The following is a 21,343-nucleotide window of genomic DNA, read 5'->3' on the forward strand; positions in this document are numbered from 1 at the left end:
GAGCGCACCAACCCGTCGCACGAGTACGCGGCCGGCCCGGTGGCGTCCCGGCCGGGCGCGTAGGGCCGGCCGAGCGCCTCGACGGCCGCGGTGACCGCCGCGATCGTCTCCCTCGGCAACACCAGCAGGACATCGCCGGACGACAGGGTGATCTTCGCCACACCACGCTGCGGATCGCTCCGACCGGCCAGCGGAGCCAGCGGCGCGGGCAGGTTCGCGGGGTCGCGCAGCGCGGCGGCCGGCGGTGGCACGACGCCCGACGCGGCGAGCCGGTCGACGTAGGCCCGCCAGTTCGCCGCGGTCCGGTCGTTGCGCCGCCGCTGGTCACGCTGGGCCCGGACCACGGCCGCGTCGGTGTCGGCGACGAGGCCGGAGAGCTCGGCGGAGACCGCGGCGGCCCGGTCGCTCGCGGTGGTGGTCCGGCGCTCCAGATCACCCCGACGTTCGGCGGCATCGGCGAGTGCCTCGTTCGCGGTACGCTCGGCTCGTTCCGCCGCGGCCTGCCGGCGGATGGCACCGGCCAGCCGGACGTCCCGGTCCGCGCGCAGCCGGTCGAGCAGACCTGAGCCGTCGAGGAAGTTCTCCGGCCCACCCGACATAAGGGCACGGATCTCGGACGGCTGGGCCAGCGTGGCGTACACCGTCGCCGAGTAGGCATCAACCTCGTCCTGCTGGGCGGAAACCACCTGGTCGGCCTGCTCGCGGGCGGTGCGGGCGGCGGTCGCCGCGGCGGTGGCGGTGCGCAGCTCGCGCTTCGCGTCGTGGATCTTCGCGGCGAGGTCGCCGAGTTCGCGCTGCACACCGGCCGCGCTCCGCTGAAGCTGGGCGACCTGCGGGTCGGCGAAGGCCGCGTCGGGCCGCGGGTCCGTCCGGGGCACGCCCGGCGCGCCCGGTTCCGGATCGGTCCGGGCATGCGCGGGCGGCACGATCAGGAGAACGGCGAGCAGCGCGACGGACACCGCTCTGACGATCCGCAAGCACGCCTCCACGCTCGGCCCTGCCCCTGTGCCTGTTCAACGGGCCGGAACGGTTCCGGTTGCGTCACTCGATCCAGTAATTCCTACGAGAGTTCCTACGAGCGGCCGAGCCGAGCCAGCAGAACCGCGGACGGGACCGGGTGCGCGCCGCGGCGCCGTACCGAGTCGGCCACCGCGCGGTCGGAGGTCACCACGACCACCGGCCGGCCCTCGGGCTCGGCCGTGACCAGTGCCCGGATGACGTCGTCGGCCAGGACGCCGGGGTCGCTGAACAGCACCCGGACCCCGCGCGGCGCGGTCGTCGGCACGGCCACCACGCCGGCGCCGTCGAACACGAGCGTCACCTCGGCCGACGTGCGAGCGGCGAGCGCGGCCAGCTGCCGGATCAGCCGGTCCCGCTGCTCGGAGAGCGACAGCTCCGGATAGCCCGTCTTCGTCACGTTGTAGCCGTCCACCACGAGATGCACCGACGGCAGCGCCAGCAACCGCTCCAGCGCGGCCGGGTCCTCCACCCGGCTGACCGACCCCTGCGCCTCGGTCGCCCCGCGCACGAGGTCCGCCGGCCGCGGCCCGGACCCGCCCAGCGCCAGCTCCCGTCGCAGGCCCGTGACGGCCCCGTCCAGCGTGTCCACCAGCAGCGCGAGCCGGACCTCGTCGGCCTGCCGGGCCTCGCGCGCGGACTGGCGGGCGATCTCCGCGTCGGCCTCGGCCCGCTCGGCCCGGGCGCGCTCGGTCTCGGCCCGCTCCTGCTCACGGTCCCGCTGCTCGGTCAGCTCCGCCAGCTTCGCGGCCGCCTCCGCACGGACCCGTTCTACCTCCGTACTCGCCCGCGCCGCCTCGTCGCGCGCCTCCCGCACCTTGACGCCCTGCTCACGCAGCCGCTTGCGCAGCCGCTCGAGCTCCGCCTCGCCCTCCTGGCGGACCTTCTCCACGGCGCCCTGCACGGAGTCCAGCTCGGCACTCGCCTTCGCGAGCGCGCTCTCGGCCCGCTCGGCCCGGACCACGGCCGCGTCCCGCTGCGCGCGCAACGTCGCGTCGGACGCCCGCCGCGACACCAGTTCCAGGTAGTGGCCCGCGGTCTCCTCGCCCAGCAGCACCGCCGCGGCCGCGACCGCGACGGGGTCGTCGCCGGACAGGTCGAGCGCACTCGGCCGGTGCTTGCGGCACCACTCGACCACGGCGGTCCGGAACGCCACCGAGTCACGCAGGCTCGCGATCAGCGGTGCGCCGCCCAGCCGGGCCCGCTTGGCGGGCGTGAACCGGGCGACCGCGCGCAGCTGCTGGGGGATGTCCACCGGGGGCAGCGCGCCGATCGCCTCCGCGCCGAGCTCGGCGATGCGGGCGCGGACCGCCTCGGACAGCGCCGACCAGTCCACAGTGGACTCGACGGGCCGGTTACCCGGCTCGTCCGGTCCCACCGGCTCGGTCGACGGCGCCATCCTCACAGGCTAGTCGGCCACCGACCCGATCACTCGGCGGCTTTTTGTCGGTGCCCTCCGTTAGCTTGCGGATCATGACCAAAACGGACGTCCGAGGGCAACTGACGTTCGACGAGCTGGGCACCCCGCTGCGCGCCACCACCTTCGTCGTGTTCGACCTGGAGACCACGGGGGTCAGCGACGAGGACACGGTCACCGAGGTCGGCGCGGTCAAGATCCGCGGCGGCGAGGTGATCGGCGAGTTCGCGACGCTGGTCGACCCGGGCCGTGGCATCCCGCCCGAGGTGGTGTCGCTGACCGGGATCACCGACGCGATGGTGTACACGGCGCCGCGTCTCGACGCGGTCCTACCCGCCTTCCTGGAGTTCGCGAAGGGCGCGGTGCTGGTCGCGCACAACGCCGGCTTCGACACCAACTTCATCCGCAAGGCGTGCCATCGCCACGGTTACCACTGGCCGCGGCCGACCGTGGTGTGCACCGTCCAGCTCGCCCGCCGGGTGCTCACCCGCGAGGAGGCGCCGAGCTGCCGGCTGTCCGCGCTCGCCGAGCTGCTGGGTGCGCGCACCAAGCCGGTCCACCGCGCGCTGGCCGACGCGCGCGCCACGGTCGACGTCTTCCATACCCTGCTGGAGCGGGTCGGCTCGATCGGCGTGCAGTCGCTGGAGGAGCTGCTCGACTACATCCCGGAGGTCACCCCGGAGCAGCGGCGCAAGCGCACGATGGCGGCGGAGCTGCCCAACGAGCCCGGGGTGTACCTGTTCCGCGGGCCGGGCGACGAGGTGCTCTACGTCGGCACGGCCACCGACCTCAAACGCCGGGTACGGCAGTACTTCACCGCGAGCGAGACCCGCCGCCGGCTGCGGGAGATGGTCGCGCTGGCCACCCGCGTCGACCACGTCACGTGCGCGCACCCGCTGGAGGCGCAGGTGCGCGAGCTGCGGCTGCTGTCCTCGCACAAGCCCGCCTACAACCGGCGGTCCAAGAACCCGAGGCAGTCGTGGTGGATCACGCTCACCGACGAGGCGTTCCCCCGGCTGTCGCTGGTGCGGCTGGCCCGCGACGGCGCGCTCGGCCCGTTCCGGTCCCGCTCGCTCGCCGAGGACGCGATGGTGGCGCTGCAGGACGCCACCGGCATCCGGCCCTGCACGGTGCGCATCCCGGCGCAGCGGGCGAACGCGCGGCCGTGCGCGCTGGCGGAGCTGGGCCGGTGCGCGGCGCCGTGCGCGGGCCGCCAGAGCGTCGGCGAGTACTCCCCCGCGGTCGGCTCGTTCGCCGCGCTGGTGGCCGGCCGGCGGCTGGATCCGTTGCGCCGCCTGGAAAGCCGGCTCGCCGAGCACGCCGCGACGCAGCGCTACGAGCAGGCCCGGCTCGACCGTGACCGGATGCGGGTCCTGGTCCGCACGCTCGACCGGGGGCAGCGGCTGGCGGCGCTCGCGGCGGTGCCCGAGCTCATCGCGGCCCGGGCAGACGGCACGGGTGGCTGGCAGTTCGCGGTGGTCCGGCACGGCCGGCTGGCGTCGGCCGGGGTGGCGCGGCGCGGGGTGCCGCCGATGCCGGTGGTGGACACGCTCACCGCGTCGGCCGAGACGGTGTTACCCGGGCCGGGCCCGCTGCACGGCGCGCCGGCCGAGGAGGTGGGCGTGGTGCTGCGCTGGCTGGATCGGCCGGGCACCCGGATGGTTCGATGCTCGCAGCCCTGGACCGAGCCGGCCATGGCCGCCGCGAGCTGGCGCGGCTGGCTCACCAGGGCCGACGCGGCACTGAACCGCGCGGAGGTGCCGTGAGGAAAGCCTGGAAGGACGCCTTGCTGACGTGGAGCGTCCGTAAGGCGTCCTTCCACGGCGAGTAAGCGAAGGAGCGAAGCGAACCAATGGCGCAGGCATTCGACGTGATCACCATGGGGCGCGTGGGGGTGGACATCTACCCGGAGCAGACCGGGGTCGGGCTCGCCGACGTCACGTCGTTCGGCAAGTACCTCGGCGGCAGCGCCACCAACGTCTCCGTGGCCGCCGCCCGGCACGGGCACCGCACGGCGGTGATCACGCGCACCGGCGAGGACCCGTTCGGCGAGTACGTGCACCGGGCGCTGCGCGAGTTCGGTGTGGACGATCGGTTCGTGTCCGGCGTGCCCGGCCTGCCCACGCCGGTCACCTTCTGCGAGATCTTCCCGCCGGACGACTTCCCGCTCTACTTCTACCGCTACCCCAAGGCGCCCGACCTCGTGATCAACACCGACGAGCTGGACCTGGCCGCCATCCGCGGCGCGCGGATCTTCTGGGTCACGGTCACCGGGCTGTCCGAGGAGCCGTCCCGGTCGGCGACGCTGGCCGCGCTCGCCGCCCGCCCGGCCGGCGCGATCACCGTGCTCGACCTGGACTACCGGCCGATGTTCTGGCCCTCGCGCGGACAGGCCCGGCGCTGGGTCACCGAGGCGCTCGAGCACGTCACGGTCTCGGTCGGCAACCTCGACGAGTGCGAGACCGCGGTCGGCACCCGCGACCCGCGCGCGGCGGCGAAGGCCTTGCGGGACAAGGGAGTCTCGCTGGCCGTGGTGAAGCAGGGCCCGGCCGGTGTGCTGGCGGTGGACGACGCGGGCGAGGTCGAGGTGGCGCCGGTGCCGGTGGAGGTGGTCAACGGCCTGGGCGCGGGCGATGGGTTCGGCGGCGCCCTCTGCCACGGGCTGCTGTCCGATTGGGACGCGGAGCGGATGATGCGGTTCGCGAACGCGGCCGGCGCGATCGTGGCGTCGCGGCTGGCCTGTTCGACGGCCATGCCGACCACGCGGGAGGTCGAGGAGCTGATGTCGGGTGCGGGATAGCGACCTTCGCGCGATCACCGACACGCGCGCCACCACCCCCGGCCGGATCGCCGAGCTCGCCGCGGCCCGCACCCGACCCGCGCCGCTCGGCTCGGGTCGCGCGCTGATCATCGCCGCCGACCACCCGGCTCGCGGCGTGCTGCGGGCGGGCACCGAGCCGATGGCGATGGCCGACCGGGTCGACCTGCTCGGCCGCCTGTGCGACGCGCTGGCCCGGCCCGGGGTCACCGGCGTGCTCGGCACCGCCGACATCCTCGAGGACCTGCTGCTGCTCGGTGCGCTGGACGGCCGCGCGGTGTTCGGCTCGATGAACCGCGGCGGGCTGGCCGGTGCGGCCTTCGAGCTCGACGACCGGTTCACCGGCTACGACGTCGACGCCCTCGCGATGTTCGGCTACGAGGGCGGCAAGATGCTGCTGCGCGTGGACCTCGACGACGACCGCACGGCACCGACGCTGGAGGCGTGCGGTCGGGCGGTCGGCGACCTCGCCGACGCGGGACTGATCGCGATGGTCGAGCCGTTCCTGGCCCGCCGCGGCGAGGACGGGCGGCTGCGCAACGACCTGTCGGTCGAGGCGGCCACGACCGCGCTGACGATCGCCGCCGCGCTGGGCCACACGTCGGCGTACACGTGGCTGAAGGTCCCGGTGATCGGCGACGGCGGCGAGGACATGGCCCGGGTGCTCGCCGCGACGACGCTGCCGGCGCTGTTGCTCGGGGGCGAGGTGTCCGCCGATCCCGACGCCACCTACGCTCGCTGGGCCAGGGCGCTGCGCCTGCCGACCGTGCGTGGGCTCGTCGTGGGCCGTTCGCTGCTGTATCCACCCGACGGCAACGTCGTGGAGGCCGTCGACACCGCTGCGGGGTTGCTATGACCGGTTCCGTCCACCAGCCGGCCGACGCGGTCCACCACCGCCCGGCCGGCACGCTCTCCGACGACCGTCACCGGGTGATGGTCACGCCCGGCTCGGCACACTGGCTGTACTCGGGGCTGCGGGTCGTCGCGCTGTCGCCGGAGGCGCCGTACGAGGTGTTCACCGAGGTGTCGGAGATGCTCGTGCTGCCGCTGTCCGGCGGGCGCGTGGTGGTGGAGGTCGACGGCAAGACCTTCGAGCTGCTCGGCCGGCCGGACGTGTTCACCGGCGTCACCGACTTCGTGTACCTGCCGCGCGAGGCGTCGGCCGTGCTGAAGTCCGACGACGGCGCGGTGGTGGCGCTGCCGTCGGCGATGTGCCGGAGCCGCCTGCCGGCCAGGTACCAGGCGGCCGCGGACGTGCCGGTGGAGCTGCGCGGGGCGGGGCAGTGCAGCCGGCAGGTGAACAACTTCTGTACGCCCGAGGCGTTCGAGACCGACAAGCTGATCGCCTGCGAGGTGCTCACGCCGGGCGGCAACTGGTCGTCGTACCCGCCGCACAAGCACGACGAGGCAACCGAGACCGAGTGCGAGCTGGAGGAGATCTACTACTTCCAGGTGGCCCGCGACGGCGTCGGCTTCCAGCGGGTGTACGCCTCGGCGGCCGGCCCGATCGACGTCCTGGCCGAGGTCCGTACCGACGACGTGGTCCTGATTCCCCACGGCTGGCACGGCCCGTCGATGGCCGCCCCGGGCTACGACCTGTACTACCTGAACGTGATGGCGGGCGCCGCACCGGAGCGCTCGTGGCGGATCACGGACGATCCCGCGCACGCGTGGATCCGCGAGACCTGGCAGGACGAGAAGCTGGACCCCCGCCTGCCGTTCTACCCGAAGTAGCCGCCGAAGATGAGCTTCGACACCTGGGTCACGGTGGCCCGGCCCTCGTCGTAGCCGCCCTCACCGCGCAGGTTGTTCATCACGGTCACGACGTACCGTTCGCCGTCGCCGACGAAGCCGACCGTGTTCACCACCCAGCCACCGTCCTCTTCGGACCAGCCGTCCTTGTTGCCCGGCCGTGCCGCCGGTCCCGCGCCCCACACGCCCCACCGCTGGTTCGGGTCCACGGAGCGCAGCTCGCGCACGAGGTAGGCCCGCTCGGATGCCGGGAGCCTGGTCAGCACGTACGTCATCAGCCGGTCGAGGTCCGCGGGCGTGCACTTCTGGTAGCCCCAGTACGGGTAGTACGCCGTGTAGCCCTGCTGCGGCCGCAGCGACGTCAGCCCGTAGCGCCGGAAGTTGTCGTTGTACGCCATGTGGTCCGCGCCGGCGTACCGGAACCACAGGGTGTCCGCGGCATCGTTGTCGGAGGCGTGCAGCATCGCGTGGATCAGCGACCGGTCGCCAGAGGTGAGCATGATCGTGCCGGCCCGCTGCCGGGTGAACAGGTCGACGGCCATCGCGAGCTTGATCGTCGACGCCGTCCACGTCGGGTCGCCCGCGTGGTCGTTCGCCCACACGGCGCCCGTTCGCAGGTCGTGCACCACGATGCCGGAGGTGCCGGGCCGGCCGGCGGCGTAGGCATCGGCGGCGGCGAGCCGGGCCTGTAGGTCGCACGGGAACCCGGTGTCCGCACATGCGGGCTTGGGCGGCGGTGCCTTCGGTTTCGGCGGTCGCGGCTTGGACCTGGACACCGGCGCCGAGGACGACACGGCAGACGACGTGGCCGTCGGCACGGTACGGGAACCGACCGCCGGCGACACCTCGTCGGCCGAGGCACAGCCGCCCAGGGCCAGCAGGGCCGCCGCTGACAGCGCGGCGACCCTTGCCGGCCTGGCAGACCTCAGGTCTCCTTGGACGGATCCTCCTGGCTGGTCGCGACCGTGGACCCGGTCTCCGACTCGCCGGACTCCAACTGCTCGGCCTCGACCCCGTGCTGCGTGGCCCGTGCCTTCGCCAGTGCCGCCGTCTCCTCCGGCGGGTCGGCCCGCAGCAGCGATCCGGCCACCGGCTCGCCCGCCGAACCGAGCTTGTTCATCTTCTTCGGCACCGGCGCGCCCTGGTACTCCAGCGGGATCGGGTGGCCGTGGTCGTCCACCGGTCCGAGCGGCTGGTGCACCTCGATGAACTCACCGTGCGGGAGCCGCTTGATGATGCCGGTCTCCACGCCGTGCTCGAGCACCATCCGGTCGGAGCGCTGCAGGCCCAGGCACAGGCGGTACGTGATCGCGTAGGCCAGCGGCGGCAGCAGCAGCAACCCGATGCGGCCCGCCCACGTGGTGGCGTTCAGCGAGATGTCGAACTTCTCGGCCAGCACGTCGTTGGCCGCCGACAGCAGCGACACCATGAAGTAGGTGATCGCCATGACACCGAGGCTGGTGCGCACCGGCACGTCCCGCGGCCGCTGCAGCAGGTTGTGGTGCGCGTAGTCCTTTGTGAACTTTCGCTCCAGCCACGGGTAGACCAACGCCAGGCCCGTCAGCAACGGCAGGCCGGCCATGAACGGGAAGAACGACGCCGGAATCGTGTAGTCCCCGAGATAGACCTCCCACGCCGGCCACAGTCGGATGAGGCCATCGGTCCAACCCATGTACCAGTCGGGCACCGTGCCCGACGAGATGTGCGCGGCGTTGTACGGACCGAGGTTCCAGATCGGGTTGATCTGGAAGATGCCGCCCATCAGCGCGGTCACGCCGATGACCACCGCGGTGAAGCCACCCGCCTTGACCGCGAACGTCGGCAGGATCCGCACGCCGACGACGTTGGTCTCCTTGCGCCGCACGCCCGGGAACTGGGTGTGCTTCTGGTACCAGACCAGGCCGACGTGCACGACGATCAACGCCAGCAGGATGCCAGGTATCAGCAGGATATGGAGCGTGTACAGCCGTGGGATGATCTCGGTGCCGGGGAACTCGCTGCCGAAGACCAGCCAGTGGGACCAGGTGCCGATGACCGGGATCGACAGGATCAGGCCGGACATGATCCGCAGACCGGCGCCGGAGAGCAGGTCGTCGGGCAGCGAGTAGCCGGCGAAGCCCTCGAGCGCGCCGAGCATGAAGATCAGGACGCCGATCACCCAGTTGACCTCACGCGGGCGCCGGAACGCACCGGTGAAGAAGGTGCGGAACATGTGCACGACGATCGCGGACATGAACAGCAGGGCAGACCAGTGGTGCACCTGCCGCACGAACAGGCCACCGCGCACGTCGAAGGAGATGAACAGCGTCGACTCGTACGCCCGCGACATCTCCAGCCCGCGCAGGTTCACGAACGAGCCCTGGTAGGTGACCTCCTGCATCGAGGGGTCGAAGAACAGGGCCAGGTACGTGCCGGACAGCAGCAGCACGATGAAGCTGTACAGCGCGATCTCGCCGAGCAGGAACGACCAGTGCGTCGGGAAGACCTTGTTGATCTGCCGGCGAAGGCCGCCCGCCGCGTGGTACCGGTCGTCGGTCCACTTGGCGGCGCCCCCGGCCGCGCGCATGGCGATGTTGTCGGGCTTCGTCGGTGTCGTCAGACCACTCATGACCGCCGCTCCCAGTACGCGGGTCCCACCGGTTCTATGAAATCACCAGTGGCGATGAAGTATCCAGTCTCCTCGTCCACCGTGATCGGCAGCTGGGCGAGCTTGCGGGTGGCCGGGCCGAAGACCGGCTTCGCGTACTGCAGCGCGTCGAACTGGGACTGGTGGCACGGGCACAGGATGCGGTTGGTGCGCTGCTCGTACAGCGAGGTCGGGCAGCCCAGGTGGCTACAGATCTTCGTGTAGGCGTAGAAGTCGCCGTAGTTGTAGTCCTCCTGCCCGGCGTGCTTGACCACGCGCTGCGCGTCCTCGGGCCGCAGCCGGATCAGCATCACCGGGTTGTCGGACCGCTTGAGCGCGTGGACCAGCGCCTCGTGGTCGCCCTCCTCGGACTCCCGGTACGGGAACACCGTCTCCATCGAGCCGGCGTCCATGTCCTCCGGCCGCACCAGCACGACCTCCTCGGCGTCGCCGGTGTCGCGGCGCAGGAAGATCTTCTCCCCCTCCTCGTGGGGCAGCCAGCCGGTGTGCAGCAGGCCTTCCTCGTTGTCGGACTGCGCGTGCGGGTTGCGCACGAAGGCGCCGAGCGGGACGACGGTCAGCGCGAGCCCCAGCACGCCGCCGCCGAAGGCCAGCGACCGCTTGATCGCCGACCGCCGGGCGATCGTGCTGCGGTGCCCCGCGTCGGCGAACTGGGCGAGGATCGTCTTCTTGTCCAGCTCGTTCGACCCGCCGTCGTGCCGCTCCTGGATCGCGATCTCGTGCGGGATGAACCTCCGTGTGTACATCAGCACGCCGACACCGACGGCGAGGATCGCGAGTCCCAGGGTGACCCCGAGCACCGGCGTGTAGAGCGAGTACAGGAAGTACCCGTCCTCGTCCGGCGGCACGTAGGCGGCCGGCCACCAGATGAACGCGACCACGGACGCCAGCCCGGCCAGCCCGGCGAGGACGAACCAGAACGCGACCGCGCGCTCGGCCCGCTTCTCCGCCCGGGTGCCCTTCACCGGCCACGGGTCGGGGGCCTCGACGAGCTCGACACCGTCGAGCTTCATGCCGAGCCTGGACAGCTCGTCCCGATCCATCCGGGCGAGCTCCTCCTCGCTCGGCCTCTCCGGGGTCTTGTCGTCACTCATTGTTTAGCCCCGATCCACAACGTGATGCCGAGCAGCGCGGCGATCCCCACGATGAAACCGATCAAGCCCTCGGACTGCGGGCCGAGACCACCGAGCGCGTTGCCGCCAGGGTTGTTCTTCCCGTCGGTGACGGACTCGACGTAGGCGATGATGTCCTTCTTCTCCTCCGGCGAGAGCTGGCGCTCGGAGAAGCGCGGCATGCTCTGCGGGCCGGACAGCATGGCCGCGTACATCTCCTCCTCGGTCGAGCCGTCGAGCGGCGGGGCCGACTTGCCGGAGGACAGCGCCCCACCGCGGCCGGTGAAGTTGTGGCAGGAGGCGCAGTTGAGCCGGAACAGCTGGCCGCCGCGGGCCGAGTCCTCGCCGCGCAGCTCCGCGCCGCTCTCCTCGGGCATCTCCACGCCGCCGCCGTTGGCCTGGATGAACGCCGCGACCTGGTCGACCTCCTCGGGCGTGAGCACCCGGGGCTTCTTCTCGGCCTGCGCGCCCTGCATCACGGCCGGCATCCGGCCGGTGGAGGTCTGGAAGAAGACCGCGGCCTCGCCGATGCCCACCAGGCTCGGGCCGCGTGCCTCGACGCCCTCGAGGTTCTGGCCGTGACAGCTGATGCAGGTGTTGTTGTAGATCTGCTCGCCCTGACGCACGACCGCCGGGTCCTCCTGGGCCTGTGCGGTCTGCGGCTCCGGGACGAGGAAGCTGTACAGCGTTCCGATGCCCAGCAGCGCGATGGCCAGGGCCAGCAGACCGGCCAGCCGGCGCTGGAACTTCGTGCGGGCCCTGCGTTTCTTGGTCATCTGTGCGGCAATCCCTGCTGTGTCAGTTCGGGCTCTCTGCGAGTCCGTGATGAGCTCACTGGCCGGCCCGACATCACTTCACGAAGTAGATCACGCTGAACAGGCCGATCCACACGACGTCCACGAAGTGCCAGTAGTACGACACGACGATCGCCGACGTGGCCTGGGCCGGCGTGAACTTGCTCATCCGGGTGCGCATGAGCAGGAACACGAACGCGATCAGGCCACCGGTGACGTGCAGGCCGTGGAAGCCCGTGGTCAGGTAGAACACCGTCCCGTAGGCGGACGAGGGAATGGTGGTGCCCTCGGAGATCAGTGTCACGTACTCGTTGGCCTGGCCCAGCACGAAGACCGTGCCCATCACCAGAGTGATCAGGTACCAGCGCCGCAGTCCGAACACATCACCCCGCTCCGCCGCGAACACACCCAGCTGACACGTGACTGACGAGGCGACGAGCACGATCGTGACAACGAGCGCGTACGGGACGTCGAGGTGCGTGGGCGGCGGAGGCCAGTGGTCCGCGTCGTTCTGCCCCTTCACCGTGAAGAACATGGCGAACAGGCCGGCGAAGAACATCAGCTCGCTGGACAGCCAGACGATGGTGCCGACGCTGACCATGTTCGGCCGGTTCAGCGAGTGCACGCGTTGGCTGATGGAGGGCGCTGCTGTCGTCACTCGGGCATTATTGCTTGCCGCGAAGGCGCTGGACTGATTGGGTCCACGGCGCGCCGCGTCGACCGGCCGCGACCGGACCGGCCACCTGATCCCGGATTCCCGCCTGGCCGATAGCATCGCCGTATACCGTGCGGACCTGGTCCGATCCCGTCTCGCTCTCGCCGGAGGACGCCATCATGAGCTCGCCGCTGAAGATCCTGGTGTTCAGCCACCGGCCGGAGGTCCGGGAGACCATCATCACAGCCATCGGCCGCCGCCCCGCCGCCGACATCGGCCGGGTCGAGTACGAGGAGGCCGGGACCATCGCAGAAGTGCTGATGGAGATGGACAATCGCACCAACGCAGGCGCCGTCGACCTGGCGATCCTCGACGGCGAGTCGCAGCCGACCGGAGGCATTGGGCTGTGCCGCCAGCTCAAGCACGAGATCACCGCGTGCCCGCCGATCGTCGTCGCGATCCGGCGCAAGGACGACCGCTGGCTCGCCACCTGGTCGCAGGCTGACGCGGTGATCGTGCACCCGCTCGACCCGCTGACCGCCGCCGAGACGGTCGCCGACGTGCTGCGGAACGAGCAGCTCCCCGTCCACCACAGCTGAGAGGCTGTCATGAGCGAGCTTGCGAGCGAATCAATCAACACAGGGCGACCGCGAGCGGCCGAACCGAGCCTGCGAGGGACGGTCGGTAGCGAGCTTGCGAGCGAATCAATGTCACAGGGCGACCGCGAGCGGCAGCACCGAGCCTGCGAGGGGCTGTCGTGAGTGAGCGGACCTGGCCGGTCCTGCTCGACCGGCTCGTCGCGGGGAACCACCTGACCGCCGAGGACACGTCCTGGGCGATGAACGAGGTCATGAGCGGCCACGCCACGCCGTCCCAGATCAGCGGCCTGGTGGTCGCGCTGCGGGCGAAGGGCGAGACGCCGGACGAGGTCGCCGGCATGGCCTCGGCGATGCTCTCGCACGCGCGCCGGGTGAGTATCGACACACCCACCGCGGACGTCGTCGGCACCGGCGGCGATCAGGCCGGCACGGTGAACATCTCCACGATGAGCGCGCTCGTCACCGCCGCGGCCGGGGTGCCGGTCGTGAAGCACGGCAACCGGGCGGCGTCGTCGCAGTGCGGCGCCGCCGACGTGCTGGCCGAGCTGGGGGTGGCTATCGAGCTGTCCCCGGAGGCGGTGGCGGAGTGCGTGCGGGAGGTCGGCATCGGGTTCTGCTTCGCGCCGGCGTTCCACCCGGCGCTGCGCCACGCCGGCCCGACCCGCAAGGAGCTGGGCATCCCGACGGCGTTCAACATCCTCGGCCCGCTGACCAACCCGGCGCAGCCGACGTCAGCCCTCGTGGGCTGCGCGAGCGAGCGCCTGGCGCCGGTCGTGGCCGAGGTGCTGGCGGGGCGCGGCTTCAGCGTCCTCGTGGTCCGCGGCGACGACGGCCTGGACGAGATCACCACGACCACCACGACGACCGTGTGGGTGGCCTCCGGCGGGACGGTGCGGGTGGACAAGATCGACCCGCGGGCGCTGTCGGTCAGCGCGTGCGTCGCGCACGATCTGGCTGGGGGCGACGCGGCGAAGAACGCCGCGGTGCTGCGCTCGGTGGTAGGCGGTGCGGCCGGCCCGGTCCGTGACACGGTGCTGCTGAACGCGGCCGGCACGATCGCGGCCTTCCGCGGCCTGTCCGACGACCTCCATGCCGACCTGGCGGCCGGCATGGAGTCTGCCGCGCAGGCCATCGACTCGGGCCGCGCGGCCGAGCTGCTCGACACCTGGACGCGCCTCTCGGTCGTCCTGCGCGACGCGGCGCTAGCAGCGAACTGACCCGCGCCGGGGCGGCGGGGCGGCGGATGCCAGGAAGGACGCCTTCCTGTCGCTGAGCGACATGAAGGACGCCTTCCAGGCATCGGCTGGCGGGGAGCCCGGGGAGGGAGTTGGCTCAGTCCGTGGCGTTGGGCCGGGTGTGGTACTCGAAGACCAGGCCGCCGACCGCGGACAGCACCAGGACCAGCCCGATCACCAGCAGCCACACCTGCCAGAACGCGATCGCCACCGCGGCGATGCCGCCCGAGGCGGCGATGGCCACCGGCCAGTAGCTGCCGGCGCTGAAGAAGCCGACCTCGCCCGCGCCGTCGCTGATCTCCGCGTCCGGGTTGTCCTCGGGGCGGCGCTCCATGCGCCGGGCGACGAAGTGGAAGTACGAGCCGATGATCAGCGAGAGCCCACCGGTCAGGATCAGCGCGACGATGCCCACCGGCTCCTTGGCCCAGAAGCCGTAGATGACCGCGGACAGGAAGAAGAACGCGGTAGTGACGTCGAAAAGCCTGGCTTCGACCTTCATGCGGTTCTCACTCTCCGGACGAGGTACGGGCCTGGCGGTCGGTGTCGAACGGCGAGGTCGTGGTCGCGGTCGGGCTGCACAGCTCGCCGCAGGCCTGGTCCTCCTGGCCCAGCCGAGCCAGCGCCTCGGCGGCCGTGTACGGCTCGCCGGTCGCCTCGTTCACCGTGCGGCGCAGGTTCATGTACCGGTCGAACCGATCCTTGTTGATCGCACGGACCTCGAAGTTCATCCCCGAGTGGTAGGTCCCGCACAGCTCGGCGCAGCGGCCGACGAACGAGCCCTCGCGGTCGATCGTGTTCTGGAACGAGTCGGTCTGGTGGTTCTTCTCCGGGTACGGGAAGACGTCCCGCTTGAAGTTGAACTCCGGCACGAAGAACGAGTGGATCACGTCGCGGGCACGCAGGTCGTAGTGGATCGTGCTCTCGGTCGGCAGGACGAGCAGCGGGATCTCGGTGGAGCTGCCGACGGTGGCCACCAGCGGGCCCTCGGGCGTGCGCGGGACGACGGTGGCGCCGGTGGTGTCCTTGTAGTTCTCGTACTCGAATTGCCAGTTCCACTGGAACGCCAGGACGTTCACATCCACGTCGACGTCTTCCGACGACTCCTCGGCCAGCACGTAGTTCTGCGTCGTGACCGTGAAGTAGAACAGCACCACGACGATGATCGACGGGATGCCCGTGTAGATGAACTCCAGGAAGTGGTTGTACTGGAACTGCCGGGGCAGCTTGTCGCCGCGCTTGCGGTGCGCGATCACCGGCCACAGGATCAGCGCCCACACGATCACGCCGACGACGAGCGACGCGATCACCGACCAGGTCCAGAAGTCACGCATCCGGTCCGCCTGTGGCGTGACGCCTTCCGGCCAGCCGAAGCGCAGCACGTCGCCGGCCGTGCAACCGGAGACGGTGAGAGTGACCAGTGCGGCCAGGCCGGCAAGACCGGCCAGCCGAACGGCCGGTGTGCGCCTCTTGTTGCCCACTGCGCGCCCCTCCTCGGAACTCCCATGACCCGGACCAGAACGTCGAAGCCGCTCGTCGGAGGCCTCGTCCGCGCTGTCGAACCTCGAAGTTCTGATCTCCGGACGGAGCCTAGCCGAGAGGCCCAGGCCACACCGCGTAGGGGCGGCCCTGTTCACTGCCGCCATACTTGGGCCCGACGAGCACTCGACGCGAGAGGTTGTGCCGGAGACGTGTGCGGTCTGCTTGGTCTGGTCTGCCCTACCGAATCCGAGGCAAGCGCGAGCAGGGACGCGGTCGCCGCGGCGCTGCGGTGCATCAGGCATCGCGGCCCCGACGAGAGCGGCACCTGGGCCGGCGACGAGGTGGTCTTCGGCTTCAACCGGCTGTCGATCATCGACGTCGACGACTCCCACCAGCCGCTGCACTGGAGCCCCGCGGGGGTGCAGGAGCGCTACACGCTGCTGTTCAACGGGGAGATCTACAACTACCTCGAGCTGCGCCAGGAGCTGATCGAGCAGCACGGCGCGACGATGCGCACGCACGGCGACGGTGAGGTCATCGTCGCGCTGTACCACTACCTCGGCCAGGCCGCCGTGTCGAAGCTGCGCGGCATGTTCGCGTTCCTCATCTGGGACTGGCGGCAGCGCGTGGTGTTCGGCGCGCGCGACCCGTTCGGCATCAAGCCGCTGTTCTACTCCTCCGGCCCGGGCGGGGTCGCGTTCTCCAGTGAGAAGAAGGCGCTCCTCGAGCTGGCGCCCCAGCTGCGGGTGCCCTCGACGCTCGACCGCACGGCGCTACAGCACTACCTGACGCTGCAGTACGTGCCCGAGCCCGAGACGCTGCACCAGGAGGTTCGCCGGATCGAGTCCGGCACGTCGTTCACCATCTCCCCCGGCGGCGAGCTCGTCACCGACCGGTACTTCTTCCACACCTTCCGACCGACGCCGGTGCGCGGCAAGGACGCCCCACAGAAGCTCTACGACGAGATCGCCGACGTCATGAGCGACTCGGTGGCCAAGCACATGCGCGCGGACGTCACGGTCGGCGCGTTCCTGTCCGGTGGCATCGACTCCACGGCCATCGCCGCGCTCGCCAAGCAGCACAACCCGAACCTCGTCACGTTCACGACCGGGTTCGAGCGCGAGGGCTACTCCGAGGTGGACGTGGCGGCGGAGTCGGCGGCCGCGATCGGGGTCAAGCACGTGGTCCGCACGGTGAGCGCCGAGGAGATGATGGAGGCGCTGCCGCTGATCGTCTGGTACCTCGACGATCCGGTCGCGGACCCGGCGCTGGTCCCCCTGTGGTTCATCGCCCGGGAGGCGCGCCGGCACGTGAAGGTCGTGCTGTCCGGCGAGGGCGCGGACGAGCTGTTCGGTGGCTACACGATCTACCGGGAACCGTTGTCGCTGGCGGCTTTCGAGAAGGTGCCGGGCGCGCTGCGGCGTGCGATGGGCTCGCTGTCGACGAAGATCCCGGAGGGCACGCGCGGCAAGGACCTGCTGCGCCGCGGGGCGCTCGACCTGGAGCAGCGCTACTACGGCAACGCCCGCATCTTCCGCGACGACCAGCTGCGTACGGTGCTGCGCACCTTCGACGACGGGATCGGCCACACGGACGTGACGGCCGGCCCGTACCGCGAGTCGGCGGGCTGGGACCCGGTGACCCGGATGCAGCACGTGGACCTGTTCACCTGGCTACGCGGCGACATCCTGGTCAAGGCCGACAAGGTGACGATGGCGAACTCGCTGGAGCTGCGGGTGCCGTTCCTGGACACGGAGGTCTTCAAGGTCGCGGCGAAGCTCCCGCTGAACCAGAAGATCACCAAGGAGACGACGAAGTTCGCGCTGCGCCAAGCACTCCGCCAGATCGTCCCGGCCCACGTCCTGGACCGGCGGAAGCTGGGCTTCCCGGTGCCGATCCGGCTGTGGCTGCGCGACGAGATGTACGACTGGGCGCGCCAGATCGTCCTCAAGTCCCAGACGGACGGGGAGATCGACAAGAACGCCGTCCTCAAGTTGCTGGAGGAGCACCGCGCGGGCACGCTGGACCACAGCCGGCGGATCTGGGCGCTGCTGGTGTACATGCTGTGGCACGGGATCTTCGTGGAGCACCGCCAGCCGCGGGTCCCGGAACCGCACTACCCCGTCAGGCTCTGATCACAAGCGCTGACCACATGCGACGACGCTGACGCGTCCGCGTACTCTTGGGCGCATCGGCGATCCATCTCATCGAGCGCCGCCCTGGTCTTGGTCACCAGTTCACGCATTGCCTCGTCGTCGAGCTGAACCGCCACACCGGGCGTGCCGAACGCCAACTCGGCCAAGCCGCTGCCGAGCACGCTGACCGCGATCTTGTTGTGCGGGGTGAAGCCGAACTCGATGTACATCTCTGACTCCTTTGGTTTCGCCAGGGGCAAGGCACATGCTTGCTCTCGACTGGCGGCCATAGCAAGACTGCGTTTTACTGCGCGTGTCGGAACGAACACGCGGCGCCACTGACGAAGTCCGGGGCGCGGAATGACGAAAGCTGGGGCTGATGGGACGACTCAGGCAGACACCGACGGTTCGGTTGCGCAGGTTGGCCACCGAGCTACGCCGATTGCGCAGTGTCGCCGGGCTGACCAGGGAGCAGGTGCGAGACCGAACGGGCATCAACGACGTCACCCTTTACCGAATCGAGACCGCACACGCCCGGCCGCAGCTGCGCACGCTCAACGCGATGCTGGCCCTCTACGAGGTGTCCGACGAGCAGCGCGCGAACCTGATCGACCTCTGCAAGAACGCGACCGCGCAGGACTGGACGGTCCCCTATCGCGACGAGCTGTCGGCCGCGTATTCGGCCTACCTCAGCTTCGAAAACGAGGCATCGGCGCTACGCAACTATGAGTCTCTGCATCTGCCGGGCCTGCTCCAGACCGAGGACTACACCCGCGCGGTGATCCAAGGCGGCTTGCCTACGGCGACCACGGACGACATCCAGATTCGGGCCAAGGCACGGACGACCCGCCAACAGGTGCTGACAAAGGAGAATTCCGTGTCGCTGTGGGCGATCGTGGACGAAGCGGCGTTGCACCGAGTTGTCGGTGGGCCGCCGGTGATGCGCGATCAGTTGACTCACCTGGCGAACGCGGTCACCGCACCACACATCACCTTCCAGGTCATCCCCTATCGGGTCGGAGCGCATCCCGGGATGCTCGGGCCGTTCACGGTCCTGGAGTTCGCCGACGCCGAAGACACGGACCTGGTCTACGTCGAGACCATTGCCGGCGATCTCTTCGCGGAGAAGGACAAGGACATCAAGAACTACCGCGCGATGTTCGAGAATCTGGTCGCCGTCGCCCTCAGCCCCGCCGAGTCCGCAACAATGGTGGAAGACGTCGCGAACAGTCTGAAGGGACGCCGAGCATGATCAACCTCTCCGACGCGGCCTGGCGGAAGAGCAGCCGCAGCGGGCCCAACGGAGCCTGTGTCGAGCTCACCTACGCCGGGGAGCACGCGGCCACCCGGGACTCCAAGAACCCCGCCGGACCGATCCTCGTCTTCCCCACCGCGCACTGGCACGCGTTCCTCCGCGACCACAAGCCTGGAAGGACGCCTTCCGGACGCTGAACGTCCGGAAGGCGTCCTTCCTGGCCGTGCTACGGGAGGATGGGCGCGATCTCCTCGGCCGCCTCCGGTCCGTACGCGGCCCCGAGCCGGGCGAGCGCCTGCGCCTTGTCGAAGACCCACTCCTGCGGGCCGACGGTCTCCAGCACGAGCACCGCGATGTAGGAACCGAGCTGCGCGGCACGCTCCAGACCGAGGCCCTTCTCGATCCCGGCGAGCAGGCCGGCACGGAACGCGTCGCCGACGCCCGTCGGGTCGGCCTTGACCGTCTCGGGCACGGCGCCGACGTTGATCTCGGTGCCGTCCCGGTCGACGATCTCCACGCCCTTCTCACCCAGGGTCGTGATCCGGATACCGACCCGGTCGAGCACCTCGCGCTCGGTCCAGCCGGTCTTGCGGCGCAGCAGCTCCCACTCGTAGTCGTTGCTGAACAAGTACTTCGCGCCGTCGAGGAACGCGCGGATCTGCGCGCCGTCCATCCGGGCCAGCTGCTGGGACGGGTCGACCGCGAACGTGTACCCGCGCTGCCGGCACTCCTCCGCGTGGCGAAGCATCGCGTCCGGGTCGTCGGGGCTGATCAGAACCAGGTCGAGGCCACCGACCCGCTCCTCGACGGGGAGCAGCTCGATCAGCCGCGCCTCGGCCATCGCGCCGGCGTAGAACGACGCGATCTGGCACATGTCGTCGTCGGTGGTGCACACGAAGCGCGCGGTGTGCGCGGTCTCCGAGACGTGCACGCCCGAGCAGTCGACGCCGTGCCGCTCCAGCCAGGACCGGTAGTCACCGAAGTCGTCGCCGACCGCGCCGACGAGCACCGGGGACGCGCCGAGCACCCCCATGCCGAACGCGATGTTGGCACCGATCCCACCGCGCCGGACGACCAGGTCGTCGACGAGGAAACTCAGCGAGATCCGGTGCAGTTGGTCCGCCATGAGCTGCTCGGCGAACCTGCCGGGAAAGTGCATGAGATGGTCGGTGGCAATGCTTCCGGAGACGGCTACGGGCACGGGGCTTCCCCTGTCTGGTGGTCGTCAGTGGAGTGAACGGAAGGCTCCAAGGCTAGTGGCCACGCCTGGCCGTACGGCAAACGGCGCTCCACGGACACTACCCGTTGGTAAGGCTGTGCAGTATCGCCGAGCGCACATACCGTCATCGCCGTGCACATCGCCGAACCGCAGACACTGGCCGAGCTGATCGCGGACTGCGCGGCCATCCCGGTCCCGCCGCAGCCGGGTGACCAGGCCTTCCACCCGCTCCACTGCGCCGAGCCCTGGCAGGTGGACGACGCCTGCTACGCCCAGGTGGGCGAGCTCGACGAGTACGTCTGAGCACAGCAGGAAACGAGCCGCGACCCAGCGCGGGCCGCGGCTCGTTCAAGAGTGGATCAGTGGAACGAGTCGCCGCACGCGCAGGAACCACCGGCGTTGGGGTTGTCGATGGTGAAGCCCTGCTTCTCGATGGTGTCGACGAAGTCGATGGTGGCGCCCTGGACGTACGGCGCGCTCATCCGGTCCACGGCCACCTTGAGGCCGTTGAAGTCACGGAACAGGTCGCCGTCGAGCGTGCGCTCGTCGAAGAACAGCTGGTAGCGCAGGCCGGCGCAACCACCCGGCTGAACGGCGATCCGCAGGTGCATGTCGTCCCGACCCTCCTGGTCGAGCAGGGCCTTGGCCTTGGTGGCCGCGGTCTCCGACAACGTCACCCCGTGGGTGGTCGTCTCCGTGGTGTTCTCGGCGGTCGTCATGGTTCTCCCTCGACCTTCGACTCCAACTACCCGTGGACAACCGGGATCGTCCGCGTTCTGTTCCTTCCATGGTCGCACACGTCGCTCGAGGAACGATTCAGCGACGGCCCCTGTCTACCGGCTCCACTGCGTGGAGACGTGTTTGGCCAGCTCGGACAGCGTCTCGGCGGGCGCGGCGAGGGACGCCTCGGCCGAGCCCGTGTGCTCGGCGACCGAGTACGCGTAGTCCACGCCCGCCGCGGCCGCCCGCCGGCGCCCGACGCTCACCTGGCCGGCCAGCACCACGCAGGGCGTGCCCCGCTCCGCGGCCGCGCCCGCGACGCGGGTGACGAGCTTTCCGCGCAACGACTGGAAGTCGAAGCTGCCCTCGCCGGTGATCACCAGCTGGGCCTCGGCGAGCGCGTCGTCCAGCCCGGTCAGCCGGCGCACGACCCCCGCACCCGACTCGACGCTCGCCCCGAGCGCGATGAGCGCCGCGCCGAGCCCGCCC

22 protein-coding genes and 1 pseudogene are annotated in these 21,343 nt (G+C 70.5%); 10 read left to right on the forward strand and 13 right to left on the reverse strand.

The window, feature by feature from the left end:
* A pseudogene (locus tag ACRDTB_RS29465) lies at nucleotides 1–977 on the reverse strand (D-alanyl-D-alanine carboxypeptidase family protein); the annotation flags it as partial.
* A gap of 95 nt (nucleotides 978–1,072) precedes the next feature.
* The gene (locus ACRDTB_RS29470) at nucleotides 1,073–2,416 is read right to left on the reverse strand and encodes an NYN domain-containing protein (RefSeq protein ID WP_431435434.1); all 1,344 of its coding nucleotides are present in this window, start codon (nucleotides 2,414–2,416) and stop codon (nucleotides 1,073–1,075) included.
* Nucleotides 2,417–2,490: 74 nt separating this feature from the next.
* Here ACRDTB_RS29470 and ACRDTB_RS29475 point away from each other — a divergent pair, with 74 nt between their 5' ends.
* From ACRDTB_RS29475 to iolB, 4 genes are all read left to right on the forward strand, one after another.
* Entirely contained in the window at nucleotides 2,491–4,200 is a 1,710-nt protein-coding gene (locus tag ACRDTB_RS29475) for a DEDD exonuclease domain-containing protein (protein ID WP_431435435.1), read from the forward strand.
* An 86-nt stretch (nucleotides 4,201–4,286) separates the two neighbouring features.
* The gene (iolC, locus tag ACRDTB_RS29480; protein ID WP_431435436.1) at nucleotides 4,287–5,234 is read left to right on the forward strand and encodes a 5-dehydro-2-deoxygluconokinase; all 948 of its coding nucleotides are present in this window, start codon (nucleotides 4,287–4,289) and stop codon (nucleotides 5,232–5,234) included.
* Nucleotides 5,224–6,108, forward strand: a complete 885-nt coding sequence (locus ACRDTB_RS29485; RefSeq protein ID WP_431435437.1) for a Cgl0159 family (beta/alpha)8-fold protein — start codon at nucleotides 5,224–5,226, stop codon at nucleotides 6,106–6,108. Before iolC ends, ACRDTB_RS29485 begins: the two co-directional genes overlap by 11 nt.
* Entirely contained in the window at nucleotides 6,105–6,986 is an 882-nt protein-coding gene (iolB, locus tag ACRDTB_RS29490) for a 5-deoxy-glucuronate isomerase (RefSeq protein ID WP_431435438.1), read from the forward strand. The genes ACRDTB_RS29485 and iolB overlap by 4 nt, the downstream gene beginning before the upstream one ends.
* Here the strand turns inward: iolB and ACRDTB_RS29495 are convergent.
* The 5 genes from ACRDTB_RS29495 to ctaE all read right to left on the reverse strand — a co-directional run bounded on the left by ACRDTB_RS29495 (nucleotide 6,974) and on the right by ctaE (nucleotide 12,215).
* Nucleotides 6,974–7,780 (reverse strand): serine hydrolase, encoded by an 807-nt coding sequence (locus tag ACRDTB_RS29495; protein WP_431435439.1) that lies wholly within the window; start codon nucleotides 7,778–7,780, stop codon nucleotides 6,974–6,976. The genes iolB and ACRDTB_RS29495 overlap by 13 nt on opposite strands.
* A gap of 149 nt (nucleotides 7,781–7,929) precedes the next feature.
* On the reverse strand, nucleotides 7,930–9,612 hold the full coding sequence (gene qcrB, locus ACRDTB_RS29500) for a cytochrome bc1 complex cytochrome b subunit (protein WP_431435440.1): 1,683 nt from the start codon (nucleotides 9,610–9,612) through the stop codon (nucleotides 7,930–7,932).
* Nucleotides 9,609–10,745, reverse strand: coding sequence for a cytochrome bc1 complex Rieske iron-sulfur subunit (gene qcrA, locus ACRDTB_RS29505; protein ID WP_431435441.1), 1,137 nt, complete (start codon nucleotides 10,743–10,745; stop codon nucleotides 9,609–9,611). Before qcrA ends, qcrB begins: the two co-directional genes overlap by 4 nt.
* Nucleotides 10,742–11,539: a cytochrome bc1 complex diheme cytochrome c subunit gene (gene qcrC, locus ACRDTB_RS29510; RefSeq protein WP_431435442.1), complete on the reverse strand. Its 798-nt coding sequence runs from the start codon at nucleotides 11,537–11,539 to the stop codon at nucleotides 10,742–10,744. Before qcrC ends, qcrA begins: the two co-directional genes overlap by 4 nt.
* Before the next feature lie 73 nt (nucleotides 11,540–11,612).
* The gene (gene ctaE, locus ACRDTB_RS29515; protein WP_431435443.1) at nucleotides 11,613–12,215 is read right to left on the reverse strand and encodes an aa3-type cytochrome oxidase subunit III; all 603 of its coding nucleotides are present in this window, start codon (nucleotides 12,213–12,215) and stop codon (nucleotides 11,613–11,615) included.
* Nucleotides 12,216–12,391: 176 nt separating this feature from the next.
* Here ctaE and ACRDTB_RS29520 point away from each other — a divergent pair, with 176 nt between their 5' ends.
* Both ACRDTB_RS29520 and trpD read left to right on the forward strand, forming a co-directional pair.
* Nucleotides 12,392–12,811 (forward strand): hypothetical protein, encoded by a 420-nt coding sequence (locus tag ACRDTB_RS29520; RefSeq protein ID WP_431435444.1) that lies wholly within the window; start codon nucleotides 12,392–12,394, stop codon nucleotides 12,809–12,811.
* A gap of 158 nt (nucleotides 12,812–12,969) precedes the next feature.
* A complete protein-coding gene (trpD, locus tag ACRDTB_RS29525) occupies nucleotides 12,970–14,028 on the forward strand; it encodes an anthranilate phosphoribosyltransferase (protein ID WP_431435445.1) in 1,059 nt (352 codons plus the stop codon).
* A gap of 115 nt (nucleotides 14,029–14,143) precedes the next feature.
* On the opposite strand, the gene ACRDTB_RS29530 is transcribed toward trpD, so the two are convergent.
* Both ACRDTB_RS29530 and ctaC read right to left on the reverse strand, forming a co-directional pair.
* Nucleotides 14,144–14,545: a cytochrome c oxidase subunit 4 gene (locus tag ACRDTB_RS29530; RefSeq protein WP_431435446.1), complete on the reverse strand. Its 402-nt coding sequence runs from the start codon at nucleotides 14,543–14,545 to the stop codon at nucleotides 14,144–14,146.
* A gap of 7 nt (nucleotides 14,546–14,552) precedes the next feature.
* A complete protein-coding gene (gene ctaC / locus ACRDTB_RS29535) occupies nucleotides 14,553–15,524 on the reverse strand; it encodes an aa3-type cytochrome oxidase subunit II (protein ID WP_431435447.1) in 972 nt (323 codons plus the stop codon).
* A 210-nt stretch (nucleotides 15,525–15,734) separates the two neighbouring features.
* Here ctaC and asnB point away from each other — a divergent pair, with 210 nt between their 5' ends.
* Nucleotides 15,735–17,660 carry an asparagine synthase (glutamine-hydrolyzing) gene (gene asnB, locus ACRDTB_RS29540; RefSeq protein ID WP_431435448.1) on the forward strand — a complete coding sequence of 642 codons (1,926 nt, stop codon included), beginning with the start codon at nucleotides 15,735–15,737 and terminating at the stop codon, nucleotides 17,658–17,660.
* Here the strand turns inward: asnB and ACRDTB_RS29545 are convergent.
* Nucleotides 17,642–17,890 (reverse strand): hypothetical protein, encoded by a 249-nt coding sequence (locus ACRDTB_RS29545; RefSeq protein WP_431435449.1) that lies wholly within the window; start codon nucleotides 17,888–17,890, stop codon nucleotides 17,642–17,644. The two genes, asnB and ACRDTB_RS29545, sit on opposite strands and share 19 nt — an antisense overlap.
* Nucleotides 17,891–18,081: 191 nt before the next feature.
* Here ACRDTB_RS29545 and ACRDTB_RS29550 point away from each other — a divergent pair, with 191 nt between their 5' ends.
* Complete coding sequence (locus ACRDTB_RS29550) at nucleotides 18,082–18,912, forward strand: helix-turn-helix domain-containing protein (protein ID WP_431435451.1); 831 nt, start codon at nucleotides 18,082–18,084, stop codon at nucleotides 18,910–18,912.
* Nucleotides 18,909–19,112 carry a DUF397 domain-containing protein gene (locus tag ACRDTB_RS29555; protein WP_431435452.1) on the forward strand — a complete coding sequence of 68 codons (204 nt, stop codon included), beginning with the start codon at nucleotides 18,909–18,911 and terminating at the stop codon, nucleotides 19,110–19,112. Before ACRDTB_RS29550 ends, ACRDTB_RS29555 begins: the two co-directional genes overlap by 4 nt.
* A 29-nt stretch (nucleotides 19,113–19,141) precedes the next feature.
* On the opposite strand, the gene ACRDTB_RS29560 is transcribed toward ACRDTB_RS29555, so the two are convergent.
* A complete protein-coding gene (locus tag ACRDTB_RS29560) occupies nucleotides 19,142–20,074 on the reverse strand; it encodes a carbohydrate kinase family protein (RefSeq protein ID WP_431435456.1) in 933 nt (310 codons plus the stop codon).
* Between the two features lie 192 nt (nucleotides 20,075–20,266).
* Between ACRDTB_RS29560 and ACRDTB_RS29565 the strand changes: the two genes are divergently transcribed.
* Nucleotides 20,267–20,437, forward strand: coding sequence for a hypothetical protein (locus ACRDTB_RS29565; protein WP_431435453.1), 171 nt, complete (start codon nucleotides 20,267–20,269; stop codon nucleotides 20,435–20,437).
* Nucleotides 20,438–20,493: 56 nt separating this feature from the next.
* Here ACRDTB_RS29565 and ACRDTB_RS29570 read toward each other — a convergent pair whose 3' ends face one another.
* Nucleotides 20,494–20,853, reverse strand: coding sequence for a HesB/IscA family protein (locus ACRDTB_RS29570; RefSeq protein ID WP_431435454.1), 360 nt, complete (start codon nucleotides 20,851–20,853; stop codon nucleotides 20,494–20,496).
* 114 nt (nucleotides 20,854–20,967) lie between these two features.
* On the reverse strand, nucleotides 20,968–21,343 hold a 376-nt coding region (locus ACRDTB_RS29575), incomplete at its 5' end, for a glycerate kinase (RefSeq protein ID WP_431435455.1).

It is taken from the genome of Actinophytocola sp. (assembly GCF_050699935.1).
Classification (GTDB): Bacteria; Actinomycetota; Actinomycetes; order Mycobacteriales; family Pseudonocardiaceae; genus Actinophytocola.